The sequence below is a fragment of the Vibrio sp. QJM3NY_21 genome (genome assembly GCF_057785975.1).
Genome location: NZ_CM173513.1, coordinates 207,180 through 220,698, shown reverse-complemented (window position 1 = coordinate 220,698; position 13,519 = coordinate 207,180). Strand labels below are relative to the sequence as shown.

General features: G+C 42.4%; 12 protein-coding genes and 1 pseudogene. 2 read left to right on the top strand and 11 right to left on the bottom strand.

Features of this window, described 5'->3' with window-relative positions:
• Positions 1 to 12 precede the first annotated feature (12 nt).
• From AC3CID_RS01005 to AC3CID_RS00965, 9 genes and pseudogenes are all read right to left on the bottom strand, one after another.
• Positions 13 to 1,320, bottom strand: a complete 1,308-nt coding sequence (locus AC3CID_RS01005; protein ID WP_488526824.1) for an oligosaccharide flippase family protein — start codon at positions 1,318 to 1,320, stop codon at positions 13 to 15.
• Complete coding sequence (rfbC, locus tag AC3CID_RS01000) at positions 1,310 to 1,864, bottom strand: dTDP-4-dehydrorhamnose 3,5-epimerase (protein ID WP_488526823.1); 555 nt, start codon at positions 1,862 to 1,864, stop codon at positions 1,310 to 1,312. The genes AC3CID_RS01005 and rfbC overlap by 11 nt, the downstream gene beginning before the upstream one ends.
• 1 nt (position 1,865) lies before the next feature.
• The gene (gene rfbD / locus AC3CID_RS00995) at positions 1,866 to 2,750 is read right to left on the bottom strand and encodes a dTDP-4-dehydrorhamnose reductase (RefSeq protein WP_488526822.1); all 885 of its coding nucleotides are present in this window, start codon (positions 2,748 to 2,750) and stop codon (positions 1,866 to 1,868) included.
• Positions 2,750 to 3,631, bottom strand: coding sequence for a glucose-1-phosphate thymidylyltransferase RfbA (gene rfbA, locus AC3CID_RS00990; protein ID WP_488526821.1), 882 nt, complete (start codon positions 3,629 to 3,631; stop codon positions 2,750 to 2,752). The genes rfbD and rfbA overlap by 1 nt, the downstream gene beginning before the upstream one ends.
• Positions 3,631 to 4,725: a dTDP-glucose 4,6-dehydratase gene (gene rfbB / locus AC3CID_RS00985; protein WP_488526820.1), complete on the bottom strand. Its 1,095-nt coding sequence runs from the start codon at positions 4,723 to 4,725 to the stop codon at positions 3,631 to 3,633. The genes rfbA and rfbB overlap by 1 nt, the downstream gene beginning before the upstream one ends.
• 4 nt (positions 4,726 to 4,729) lie before the next feature.
• The gene (locus tag AC3CID_RS00980; RefSeq protein WP_488526819.1) at positions 4,730 to 5,752 is read right to left on the bottom strand and encodes an SDR family oxidoreductase; all 1,023 of its coding nucleotides are present in this window, start codon (positions 5,750 to 5,752) and stop codon (positions 4,730 to 4,732) included.
• A gap of 100 nt (positions 5,753 to 5,852) precedes the next feature.
• Positions 5,853 to 7,130 carry a Vi polysaccharide biosynthesis UDP-N-acetylglucosamine C-6 dehydrogenase TviB gene (gene tviB, locus AC3CID_RS00975; RefSeq protein ID WP_488526818.1) on the bottom strand — a complete coding sequence of 426 codons (1,278 nt, stop codon included), beginning with the start codon at positions 7,128 to 7,130 and terminating at the stop codon, positions 5,853 to 5,855.
• Between the two features lie 403 nt (positions 7,131 to 7,533).
• Positions 7,534 to 7,854: a hypothetical protein gene (locus tag AC3CID_RS00970; RefSeq protein WP_488526817.1), complete on the bottom strand. Its 321-nt coding sequence runs from the start codon at positions 7,852 to 7,854 to the stop codon at positions 7,534 to 7,536.
• A gap of 122 nt (positions 7,855 to 7,976) precedes the next feature.
• Positions 7,977 to 8,966, bottom strand: a pseudogene (locus AC3CID_RS00965) (helix-turn-helix domain-containing protein).
• Positions 8,967 to 9,251: 285 nt separating this feature from the next.
• On the opposite strand from AC3CID_RS00965, the gene AC3CID_RS00960 reads away from it, so the two are divergent.
• Together AC3CID_RS00960 and AC3CID_RS00955 are read left to right on the top strand one after the other, a co-directional pair.
• Positions 9,252 to 9,674, top strand: coding sequence for a hypothetical protein (locus tag AC3CID_RS00960; RefSeq protein WP_488526816.1), 423 nt, complete (start codon positions 9,252 to 9,254; stop codon positions 9,672 to 9,674).
• A 60-nt stretch (positions 9,675 to 9,734) separates the two neighbouring features.
• A complete protein-coding gene (locus tag AC3CID_RS00955; RefSeq protein WP_488526815.1) occupies positions 9,735 to 10,325 on the top strand; it encodes an N-acetylmuramoyl-L-alanine amidase in 591 nt (196 codons plus the stop codon).
• A 277-nt stretch (positions 10,326 to 10,602) separates the two neighbouring features.
• On the opposite strand, the gene AC3CID_RS00950 is transcribed toward AC3CID_RS00955, so the two are convergent.
• The gene (locus AC3CID_RS00950; protein WP_488526814.1) at positions 10,603 to 12,774 is read right to left on the bottom strand and encodes a polysaccharide biosynthesis tyrosine autokinase; all 2,172 of its coding nucleotides are present in this window, start codon (positions 12,772 to 12,774) and stop codon (positions 10,603 to 10,605) included.
• A 193-nt stretch (positions 12,775 to 12,967) separates the two neighbouring features.
• Positions 12,968 to 13,408, bottom strand: coding sequence for an arsenate reductase/protein-tyrosine-phosphatase family protein (locus AC3CID_RS00945; RefSeq protein WP_488526813.1), 441 nt, complete (start codon positions 13,406 to 13,408; stop codon positions 12,968 to 12,970).
• Positions 13,409 to 13,519 lie beyond the last annotated feature (111 nt).

The following is a 13,519-nucleotide window of genomic DNA, read 5'->3' as shown; positions in this document are numbered from 1 at the left end:
AAAAATCTCTTATTATATAAAATATTTAATTTTTAGATTGAATTTTACTAACAGCCAACATAGAAAATTAAGAAAAAACATCGAAATAAAGGAGGAAATTGCAGCTCCGGTAGCTCCATATTTAGGAACTAATAAAAAATGAAGGAAGACATTTATTATAAAGGTAAAAAAAACAAGCTTAGTTACACTTTTTTGAAATCCTGTCATATTTAATAGCAGACCGACCATGCCAAACAAAGCATTTACACCTTGACTGAGAGTTAAAATAACTAGGGGATAAAATGATGCTGCGAACTCGATTCCATAAAAAAACTGTAGAATCCACTCTCCGAAAACGATAATACCAATCACAATTGGTATTGTTGCTGCAAAAACAATTTTCATTGTTTTTGCAATTAGAGTTTCTATACTTTTAAGATCACCGCTGGCATATAGCCTGGAAAAGTGAGGAGCGACAACTGAGTTTATAACTTGCAGTATGACAACTACAAAACCAGATATCAAAACTGCAACACGATAAAATGCAATATCGGAACTTTCACCAAAGTAATCCAAACTAACAGTGCTTAATTGAAGCCCTAATGCTTGAATACCAGTTGTAAATCCGAGAGGAAGAGCAACCAGTATCCACTCTTTATTTTTATATGTCGGAACTTCACTATTTAATATAATGGGTCTTTTGAGGCTATATATATATATTCCAATAATAAACGATATAATAGAACAAATAATATAAACTTTAATTAGAATGTTAGAATTATTTATTTCAATACCAAAACCAATCACAGCGACTAAGCATATCAGTAGAAATAGCGGTCGTATAATACACTCGGAAAGCAAACCTAATACAACATACCTGAAACCCTTCAGCATTGAGTCCCTTAATGCACCAAAAGACAAGATAGGAACAAGTGCAACACTTATTAAAAGTGAGTTATATTTGTCTTCATAATACTGTTCCGCGTTCATCGTTATAAAAATTATAGCCATACCACCAATAAGAAATGACATAATTAAAACAAAAACATGCGAGCTAATTTCAAGGCCTTTTATTAAGTCCCACCGTTTTATCATTTGATAGGCAGCAAACTCTCTCATAACCATGGTAGGTACACCAAACTGGATAGGAATACTTAAAAGTGACACTATACTAAGGCAGAATATATAGGTACCATAATGGGATGAACCAAGAACCTTCACCAATAGGATCGTATTAATAAACCCCAAAATAGTGTAAGAAACATTTACTAAAAATGTTCCTGAAAAAAGCTTTAATAAACTTTTAATCCCTAGCTTACTTATATTATCATCAGGCATCATTGATTTTAACAATCTTATTTAAAAATATCGCATTAGTATCTTTACATGAAAGTTGGGGTGGCTCATTAATTGGCCATTGAATTCCAATATCTTTATCATCCCACTTGATAGATACTTCAGACGATGGGTCATAATAGTTAGTGCATTTATAAACAAATTCCGCTTCATCGCTTGTTACATAAAAGCCATGAGCAAAACCTTCAGGCACCCACAATTGACGTTTATTTTCTGCCGACAAATATTCGCCCACCCATTGTCCGTAAGTTGGCGAACCTTTACGAATATCAACGGCTACATCAAACACTTCGCCAGAAACCACACGAACCAATTTTCCTTGCGTGTTTTTAGTTTGAAAATGCAGCCCACGTAAAATGCCTTTCTTCGATTTTGAGTGATTATCTTGAACAAACAGAGTTGGCTTGCCGGTTACCAGTTCTTCAAACTGCTTTTGATTCCAAGTTTCCATAAAAAATCCACGCTCATCACCAAACACAGTAGGTTCGATAATTTTCACATCAGGAATGTTAGTGTCGATGACTTTCATTTTATGATCCTGTATACGCTTGAATATTGTTTAATGCCGCCTTCCAATCACTCGCTTTAACAGTGAAATTTTGGATGATTTTCTCGTTGCTCAATCGAGAGTTACTTGGCCGCTTAGCAGGGGTTGGGTATTGGTCGGTGGTGATGCTTGTTAAACTCGGTTTCTTTGCTAGTACTCCTTGCTCAACCGCAACATCAAAAATAGCATCAGCAAAGTCAAGCCAACTCACATGAGGCAAACCCGAGTAGTGATAAACACCGTAATCCACCGTATCTCCCTGAGTGATGCGCTGCGCAATTTGAATCAATGCATCTGCAATATCACCCGCATAGGTAGGCCCACCAAACTGATCACCAACAATACTCAAGGCGTCTCGGTTTTCACCTAAACGCAGCATGGTTTTCACGAAGTTATTGCCATTTTCTCCAAATACCCATGCGGTGCGAATAATAACGTGCTTTCCACATGCTTTTGCCACTTCCGTTTCACCAGCAAGTTTACTGGCACCGTAAACGCCTTGCGGGTTTGTCGCATCCGTTTCCACATACTCACCGGCTTTTTTGCCTTCAAAAACGTAGTCTGTTGAGATGTGTAGTATCGCAGCATTCATTTTTTGAGCCGCTTCAGCAAGGTATTTTGGGCCATCTCTATTTATTGCATACGATAATTTAATTTGTTCTTCTGCTTTATCAACAGCAGTATGCGCTGCAGCATTAATAATCACCGTTGGTTGAAATACCTCAACTGCTGCAAAAACAGCATCGCTATTTGTTATATCGAGTTGCTCTTTATCAAGAGCTAGCACCACTGTATTTTTACGTTCACTGAGCTTTTGAGTAAGACTTGAACCAACTTGACCGTGACAACCGGTGATTAATACACGCATTACTTTATACCTTGTTTGTCATTAACTAAACGGGTGAGGTATTGCCCATAATCATTCTTCATCATCGGTTTAGCTAGAGTAGACACTTGCTCGTCACTCAACCAACCGTTGCGCCATGCGATCTCTTCTAGACACGCGACTTTTAAGCCTTGAACATGTTCAATCGTTTGCACGAAAGACGAGGCTTCATGCAGGCTTTCATGCGTTCCAGTATCTAACCATGCAAAACCACGACCGAGTAACTCTACGTTTAGCGAGCCGTCATTTAAGTACATTTCATTGAGGGTTGTAATTTCTAACTCGCCACGGTGTGATGGCTTCACTTGCTTGGCCATTTCCACCACACGATTATCGTAGAAATACAGCCCCGTTACTGCATAGTTGGACTTTGGTGTTTGAGGCTTCTCTTCAATAGAGACGGCTTTCATCTCTTCATCAAACTCAACCACACCAAAACGCTCTGGATCTTTGACTTGGTAACCGAATACCGTGGCACCAGATTCTCTTGACGCTGCGCTTTGCAGCGTTTTAGAAAAAGACTGACCGTAGAAGATATTATCACCAAGAACTAAACAGACGCTGTCATCACGAATGAACTCTTCACCGATGATAAATGCCTGTGCTAAACCATCAGGGCTTGGTTGAATTGCATACTCTAGATTAATACCAAAATCAGAACCATCACCCAATAAACGCATAAAACCGGCATTATCTTCAGATGTTGTAATGATTAGAATATCTTTAATACCCGCCAGCATTAATGTAGATATTGGGTAAAACACCATCGGCTTATCATAGATAGGCAATAGCTGTTTCGATACCCCGCGAGTCAAAGGGTATAAACGTGTCCCTGAACCACCCGCTAGAACAATCCCTTTCATTAGCTTTCACCTTCTTGAGATATATCAACGCCTAAACGTTCGCGTTGGTATGAACCGTCTTGTACATTTTGGCACCAAGTTGAATTGTCTAAATACCATTGAACGGTCTTTTTAAGGCCTGTTTCGAAGGTTTCTTCTGGTACCCAGGCAAGTTCACGCTGCATTTTGCTTGAATCAATAGCGTAACGTCGGTCGTGGCCAGGCCGATCTTGAACATAAGTGATTTGTTCTGCATACGCAGAATCTTTCGGTACTAACGTATCGAGGATGTCGCAAATTGTATTCACAACTTCGAGGTTTTGCTTCTCGTTGTGGCCACCAATGTTATAGGTTTCGCCTACTTTACCTTCGGTCACTACCTTGTACAGGGCGCGAGCGTGATCTTCTACATACAACCAATCACGGATTTGGTCACCTTTACCATAAATTGGCAATTCTTTTCCTTCTAATGCATTTAAAATCACTAATGGAATTAGCTTTTCCGGAAAGTGATATGGCCCGTAGTTATTTGAGCAATTGGTTACCATAGTTGGTAATCCGTAAGTACGAAGCCATGCACGCACTAAGTGATCGGAACTTGCCTTTGAGGCTGAGTATGGACTTGACGGTTCGTACGACGTTTCTTCTGTGAATAATGGTAGCTTTGAACCTTCTTCAACTTCATCTGGATGCGGCAAATCACCATAGACTTCGTCTGTTGATACATGATGAAAACGAAAAGCCTGCTTAACCTCTGTATCTAGGTCATTCCAGTAAGCTCTCGCCGCTTCTAATAATGTATAAGTACCGACAACGTTAGTTTCGATGAACGCTGCTGGGCCTGTAATTGAACGGTCGACATGCGACTCTGCAGCAAGGTGCATTACAGCGCTAGGTTTGTGCTCGTTGAATACTCGATCTAGTTCTGAACGATTACAAATATCTACCTGTTCGAATGCATAACGGTCATTCGAATCCACTTCTATAAGAGATTCTAAGTTACCGGCATAGGTCAAGCTATCGACGTTAATAACTGAATCAGTAGTATTATTTATAATATGGCGAACTACTGCTGAGCCTATAAAGCCAGCACCGCCAGTAACCAGTATTTTCATTCTGTTAGCCTATAAATTGTTTGTACCAAGGCATCGCCTTATTGATACCATCTTGGATACGAAACGCTGGAACATAGCCGAGCTTGTCATGCGCTTTTGCAATATTTGCTTGCGAGTGCCTAACATCACCCGCACGGAAATCGCGATAGGTTGGAGCTGTATCTAAGCTAAAACCTAACCCATTAAGCGCATTTTGAATTGAAGCATAAAGCTCGTTTAGGGTGGTTCTGTCACCCAGTGCCACGTTATACACCTCATCCTTGGCAGAATCTTCCGCAGTAGCTGCCAGAATATTCATTTGAACCGTATTATCGATGAAACAAAAATCACGACTGGTTTCGCCATCACCATTGATAAATACCTCCTCGCCTTCAATCATTGATGCTGTCCACTTTGGAATCACCGCTGCGTAAGCACCGTTTGGATCTTGACGAGGACCAAATACGTTAAAGTAGCGCAACCCTATAGTTTTAAAACCATAAGTACGAGCAAACACATTCGCATAAAGTTCATTTACATACTTGGTTACTGCGTAAGGAGATAGGGGGTTACCGATATTCTCTTCAACCTTAGGCAGCGCTGGGTGGTCGCCATAAGTCGAGCTACTCGCCGCATAGGTAAAGCTTTTTACTTGCTCTTCTTTGGCAGCAGTCAGCATATTAAGAAAACCCGTGATATTCGCTGCATTAGTAGTAATAGGATCAGCAATAGAACGGGGCACGCTGCCCAACGCAGCTTGGTGCAATACATAATCCACCCCTTTAACGGCATCCTGACAGGTTTCATAATTGCGAATGTCACCCTCTATGAAGGTAAAATTATCCCACTGGTTAACCTCAACTAAACCTTCTACTTCATCTAGGTTACGTTGATGGCCGGTTGCAAAGTTATCTAAGCCGACCACTTTTTGGTTTAGTTTTAATAACGTTTCTAGAAGGTTGGAACCAATAAAGCCGGCTACTCCGGTTACTAACCAGGTTTTGGGAGTAGCAACAAGTTCGCTTTTGATTTGTTCGAATTTAGTCATGATGTCTCTTTGCTAACGATTCAGTGCTTAAGGAGATAAGGAGGTAAGGAGGGATAAACATTCTGTTAATTAACTAACATCCACCCTCCCGTATACCAACCTATAAACGCATATCTACGTCTGATTTATCCAGTACGTATTTTAAGTCGTAGAGTACGTGAGACTCTTTACCTAGTGCGTGAATTTCTGATGCACCCATTTCCTTAAATTCATTGTGGCCTACGGCCATGATTATGGCATCGTAATGGTTAGGTTTTGGCTGAGTTAACGATAAGCCGTACTCATGTTGTGCTTCTTCATTTGAACACCAAGGATCAACAACATCGACATTGATGTTGTATTCTTTTAGTTCAGCGATAATATCAACCACTTTCGTATTACGCAGATCTGGGCAATTTTCTTTAAAAGTAAGCCCCATCACTAATACGTTTGCTCCTTCAACATGGATGCGTTGTTTGAGCATCTTCTTTACCAATTCAGAGACAACATACTTGCCCATGCCATCGTTTAGACGACGACCAGCTAGGATCATCTCAGGATGATAACCAACAGTCTGTGCTTTGTGTGTTAGGTAATATGGATCAACACCAATACAATGACCACCGACTAAACCTGGACGGAACGGTAAAAAGTTCCATTTAGTGCCAGCAGCTTCTAATACTTCTAAGGTGTCGATATCTAGCTTATTGAAGATAATTGAAAGTTCATTAATCAAGGCAATGTTTACATCACGTTGAGTGTTCTCTATTACCTTTGCCGCTTCTGCTACTTTGATGCTTGAAGCTTTATGAGTGCCTGCTGTAATGATAGTTTTGTAAAGTTGATCAACAAATTCGGCAACCTCATGGTTCGAGCCACTTGTAACCTTTAAGATATTCGTCACTCGATGTTCTTTGTCACCCGGGTTAATACGCTCTGGAGAGTAGCCAGCAAAAAAATCTTTATTAAACGTTAGCCCTGACACGGACTCCACCACTGGGATACAGGTTTCTTCTGTTGCTCCCGGGTACACAGTAGATTCATAAATCAGAACGTCGCCTTTACTGACAATCGAACCCAAAGCTTCTGATGCTTTAATCAATGGAGTCAAGTCTGGTTGTTTATGCTCGTCAATTGGCGTCGGTACCGTAACAATATAAACATTGGCTTCTTTGAGTGCATTAAGGTCTGCCGTGTACGTAAGAAGCTCCGCTTCTTTAAGCTCTTCTGCCGAGCATTCAAGCGTAAAATCTGAACCACTTTTAAGCTCATCAACGCGAGATTGGTTGATATCAAAGCCTAACGTTGGCACTTTTTTACCGAATTCTACAGCGAGCGGCAAGCCAACATAACCCAAGCCAATTATCGCTACTTTGGTATTTTCAAACATGGACGTCATATTTATTCCTAAAATATTAAATGCTTAATTCTTAATTCTTAATTCTTAATTCTGCGAGTCATTTACTCACAAAAACACCTCAGTTATATTAAACACACTGAGACATTTTTTATTCACTTTGAGACAGTCTATTTTAGACAGCCCTTTATAAAACCTAGATTTTTCTACCTTTTTAAAATCGCCCCAATAGGCCTTTAAAGCAGCCTTTCTGTGGTTTGTAGCGTTTTTACTTGCTGCCCATTTGAATTTGGGTACGCTACCGCCCTTAGGTTTGGCTCCTAAAGGCAATAATTACAATTTGTACGCTTTATGCGGTTTTCATACGATTTTAAATATGCTGCGCATTCTAGCAAAGTAAGTGCATATTAACCAGTTTGAAATTAACCCTGTCTAGTCAAACATCTCACCACGCATTTACCCAGCGAAAACATTGTACGTCTTGCAGGTACTGAGTACCTATGAAGTAGCGGTTTTCTTGTGCTACGTCGCAATAGCGCTTTTCTATATCAATGAAAATGTTGCCGTTTCGGTACAGCGAGACGAAGCTTGGGTTGTTGTTTACCACCAAAATTTCTTTAATTTCGGTGTGTGTTAGCCCTTGTGGGTAGTGGTTAACGAGTAGTTTCAAGAACTCGCCAATGCGCCCTTCAACTCGCGCTATCTCTTTCTCTAAAATGGTTACTTTTTCTTCCGTTGTCAGTTTGTTTAGGCTGGTATCGTCCATTTTCCCTCTCCTAATTCTACTTTTGTCTCTTGACGTTTTTTGTCTGTATTAGCGTTTGGTTTGCCTTAGCTTTTAGCTGTGTGAACAAGCGCTTAGTCTGTGAATGATCGAATGGTCCCTGCTTAGAACCCGTGCCGGGCGATTTGGATTGAACTAGGGGCTTGATTGCTTTTGATTGGCTTTGCTTGGTTTGAAGCAGCTGTGGGCACATCTACTTTTATTGATCCTACGGATTTTATAGATTGAGCTTTCTTTGAGGGTTTCACCGCTTGTGTTTGCTTAACCGCTTTAGCTTGCTTAGCCGTTCTTGTTTGCTTAAAGACTGGCGATGAGCTCTGCTTCGCTTTGGCTTGGGCTTGGGCACTTCTTCTTAGCCAGCCATTCACAAAGTGGCCAATGTGCTCGAAGGGCTTCCGCTTATCCGGGTTGATGTACAGCCACGCTTGCATTGCATGCAGTTCTTGCAGCACATCTAACTTTGGGTAGGTGCGTTCTAATATGGTGGTGAACTCATGATAAATCGGCGCGCTGCCCTCTTTGGTGAGCAGGTGAATCACGGCTTCATTTTTGGTTTTGTTTTGGGGTTTGGAGGTGGAGGTGGAGGTGGAGGTCTCATGCTCATCAGAACCGCTTGGAGGATCAAACACATCAGTGTCATCCAAGATGTCGCTTTTCAAGCTCAACTCTGTTTTATGTTCTTTATGAAAGATTATGTGTGCAGGATGATCACTCTCCGTGTTGGATCTTGTGTCACCCAGGGGAGTGTCTGAATGATCGGTTTGATCATTTAGGTCTAAATCCCTATCTACTTGGTCTAGTTCGATCTGCTGAATGTGGCTGTCGCTGGGTAGGCGTAGCTGATATATATTGCTGCGCTGTCGTCCTGAATCATCAAACCGCTTTATTCACTTCACAAAGTCTTGTTTTTCGAGCTCGTTAACGTGTCGTTTCACGGTTCTTACCGACACTTCGCAATATTGCGCCAAGTAATTTAGGGAAGGCAAACACACGCCACGCGCATCTGCGTTATCGGCTAATTTTAATAACACCAACTTGCTGATGGGCGAGCCGGTTTTTAATGGGATAAAAGAAAGAATAAGAGAAACACACATGGTTAACGCTCCTTGTAATTGGGCATTCATACAGAAATCCATTGATATAAAGGGCATTAACAACACTTTTTGGCGCTTTGGGGGCGAAAGGCCTATGAGATAAGTTGTAAGAAAAGATGTTTGGTTAATTGCCTCGGATGAATATGCAACGTTAATCTTATTGAGCAGTAGCTTTTCGAAGCACCTCTCACTTTTTTGTGTTCCTCCATTTTCGCGCTATTACCGCCAACCCCAATCAAGAATGTTGAAGTACATTGCCCTCCCCATGCAGCAATAAGGTGCTTAATGAAGGCGATAGTTTCTCTTTTTATTTCAGCGTACCAACCCGAAATGGCGAGCATCGAATGCCGACCTTATTCCCTCAACCAGTCGCGTCACCCACTGTTGTGTGAGGACCAATATGGCTTCGAGATCAGTGAGGCTGGGGTTTACAAGGCTGATGAGGACAAGGGCTATGAAGATAAGCATTTCGAAGACCAGCGCTTCGAAGAGCCTGATCTTGAAGGTTCTCGTTGTGAAAATCTGCTCTTTGAAGATACTCACTTTGAAAATCCCAGCTATGAGGATATTTGTTGGATGATCAGCCGAGCACGGCGTAGCCAACCACTGGGTTATTGCGTGATGTATTTTGCACTATGTCAGTCACCACTCTGGCTATGCAAAAACCGTAGCCACCAGTTTGCGACAACACATCGCATTGCACCCTAATTTAAAAGAATCGTTATCAACGTCTTTAATCGCCTATTTACAATAACAAGAGGATTTATTTTGTCAAACACTCCACCAGCAACTGATCGAGTTCCACACCAGCCGTTAGAAGCGTCTGCTGATTCACAAAAACTGGCTGACTCGGAAGAGCGGGCTAGCACGGAAGAACGAAGCCTTTCGTTAGAGCCTTGTTTTTCACTCGCGCCCTATTCCTTCAGTCTCGTTTCGGTTTTACTTCGTTTGCCTCATTGCCCGGTATTCTCTTTTATTACGGTGCATTGCAGCGCCACAACGCCAAAGCAAGATGTAGACGTAGCCGAGATTCGCCGATGGCATAAAAAGAAAGGCTGGCGCGATGTCGGGTATCACTTTGTTATTCGTCGCAATGGGGATGTCGAACTTGGCAGGCCACTGTCACAAACCGGCGCGCATGTGAAAGGACACAACAAGGGCAATATTGGGGTTTGTATGGTCGGTGGCTGTAATGCTGCTCTGCAACCAGAAGATAACTTCACGCTTGCGCAGCGTAAGGCACTGTTTGGTTTGATGGCTGCGTTGCAAGAGCAATTCTTGATTTCAGATGAGAATGTGAAGGGGCATAAAGATTGGGGTGTAAATAAGGCTTGTCCGGTTATGGCTTTAAGAGCTTAAGAGCAGATGCGAGTAACGGGTAAACGGGATTCGAAGAGCTTAAAAAGCAGATGCGGGTAACGGGTAAACGGGATGCGAAGAGCTAAAAGAGCAGATGCGAGTGACGGGTAAACGGGATGCGAAGAGCTTAAAAAGCAGATGCGAGTGACGGGTAAACGGTATTCGAAGAGCTAAAAGAACAGATGCGGGTATCGGGTAAACGAGTAACGAAGAGATGAAGAGCTGATTCGAGTGGCGCTTTTCGTATCTCGCCACTCGAATCCCGTATCTGCTTTCTTTACTTCTTGTCGCTCGAATACGTGTAGTTGTAGTAACCGTAACCGTACGAGCTTGATGCTTTCTTCTCGATGGCGTTGAAGATAACGCCTTTCACTTCTATACCCGATTGTGCGAAACGGTTACGAGCAACGTCGATCTCTTTTACGGTGTTTTGGCCGTAACGAGCAACCATTAATGTGGTGCCAGCAAAGGCGCCAACAATGCTTGGGTCGGTTACCGCCAGTATTGGTGGGGTATCGACAATCACCAAGTCATACTCTTTAGATGCCCATTCCATTAACTCTGCAAAGCGCGGGTGCATCAGCAGCTCAGATGGGTTTGGTGGTACTTGGCCGCGGGTAATGATTTCTAGGTTTTCAACTGGGGTCGACTTCACTGACTGAGCGAATTCTGCCTTGCTACTTAATACATCAGAAAGGCCGTTGTCCCAGTTCACACCGAAACTTTGCTGTAGGTAACCTTTACGCATATCGGCATCAATCAACAGCACTTTTTGACCTGTTTTAGCAGCTACTGCGGCAAAGTTGGTCGAGATGAATGATTTACCAATGCCCGGTGCCGGGCCTGAAATCATCAGGATGTTATTTTTCGCTTCCAGCATCGCAAAGTGCAAGCTGGTACGCAGGCCACGCAGTGCTTCAACCGAAAGATCCGCAGGGTTAGATTCAGCAAGCAGTGCTTGGGTCCCTTTAGTCTTCTGTTTCTTCGATTTAAAGCGGTTAGTCAGCTCTATCTGCAAATCAGATTTTGGTACCGCTGCATAAACCGGCAGGCCAATTTGTTCAATTTGGTCTGGGCTTTCAACACCACGGTGGAATGCTGCTTTCACTAATACAAACGCCACACTCAACATACCACCCAGTAGCGTCGCTAATACAACAATCAACGGCTTCTTCGGTTTAACGGCACCAGCATAAGCCTGAGCGTCATCTAAGATACGAACGTTACCAACCGTACCGGCTTTAATAATGCTCAGTTCTTGAACCTTGTTTAAAAGCTGGATGTAGATTTGTTGGTTTACTTCAACGTCACGTGTCATACGCAGTACTTCACGTTGTGTTTTCGGTAGCTTTTGTACTTGTTTGTTTAGGCGCTCTTTCTCACCCAATAGCGTTTTACGCTTATCAAGCAAGGCTTTGTATGCAGGGTGATCTTTAGTGAAGCGTTGGCTGATTTCACTCTCTTTAAACGTTAGCTCATTCAATTGCGCTTCAAGCTCTACCATTACTTTCAAGGTTGATTGTGCTTCTAAGCCTAAGTCGATCGATTCGTTCTTTTGGCGGTAATTATTTAGTACGTCTTCATAGCCAGTTAGCTCAGATTTAATGCCCGGAAGGTGGCTCTCTAGGAACTCTAGGCTCTTCTCTGCTTCTGCTGAATTACGCTTCACGTTTTGTAAGAAGTAGATCTGGCTAATGTGGTTAAGTATTTCAGAAATCTGTTGTTTGTTTTCGCCTTCAAAGCTTAGCTTCAAAATACCGGTCTGCTTACCTTGCTCAGACAGAGACAAAGAAGCTTTCAACCATTCGATTGCTTCTAGTCGGCTACGCTGACCTATTGAAAATTCAAAATCGTTATGCGATTCAAAACCTGCCACAAACATGCTGTAGTCATCTGCAGTGGCAAGCTCACCTATTTTTCCTTGCAAGATAACGCGCTCATCGTCACGAACCAATTGGTAAGTGCCCTGCTCAGCATCAATAATCTGAATGGTGTGTGCGTAACCGTTCGCGTAGCTTGGCAAAGTAAAACGGCTTACTGCGATGTGGTTGATGTCGCCAGTTAAGCGTGCAAAACCTTTACCCACGATGGGTGCATAGTTGGGTGAAGTCACAGTTGTGAGGTTAAACTTATCGACTGTTTCGCCCAAAATCATACGAGATTTGATGATCTCCACTTCTGTTGTGGCAGAAGACTCCTGAGAGAACATGTCTCCCATGTCACCAACCATGGAAGAAATGCCGCCAGAGCTCTTCTCTTCAATTTGAATCAGGGCATCGGCTTTGTATATCGGCGTTGAAAGTAGGGCAAACGCAATACCAAACACAGCAAAAACGAATGTGGTCAGCATGATTAACCATTTAGCATCTAATAAGATACCAAGCAGTTTCCCTATGTCTATCTCATCAGAGTTATCTGTGTGTGATTGCTGAGATGGTTGTGTTGTCATCAGATTACGACTTCCTAAACTAGTATTTTGAAGAGAAGTTAAGTACGGCTTATTGGCTTCTCTTTTATATGATTCGATTAATGGCTGTGTGTATAGCTTAACTGGGTATCTCTAAAGCTTAACTAGCTATCTCGAAAGCTTAACTGGGCATCCTAAAGCTTAACGAACTCTAGCTAACGCCTAACTGTCTTCTCTAGAGCTTTTTTGCCCACGCTTGTGCGGCTTCGTCAATCAACTTGTAAGCGTATTCAAACGCTTCGCGGCTTTGGCGGTGCGGGTCAGGAATGTCTTTTTGACCAATCCACCGACCAAACAGCATGGTTTTACCACGCGCTTCCGGCGAGATTTGAGTGAGCGCCTCCATATGGCCCTTCTCCATCACCAAGATCAAATCATACTGGGCACAAAGCTGTGGCGTCACTTGTTGAGACTGATGATTTTCAACATCGACCCCGTTTTCTGCAGCGATTAAAATCGCCGTGTCGTCTGCAGGCTTACCAATTAAACGACTTTTCTCGGCAGCAATACCAGCAGAGGCCACTTCTTTGTTGGGAAGCAAGTTTTGTAAAACTCGCTCTCCAGTCGGGGAGCGACAAATGTTGCCCACGCATACGACTAAAATTTTATTAAACATAACTGACTTCTAACTGTAATGGGCTTATTAAGCTAAACGTAGCTATAAACTAAACGAGCTTATAAACTTAGTTTACCTGCAAACTGTAATGTATTTATAAGTATAAAAAAA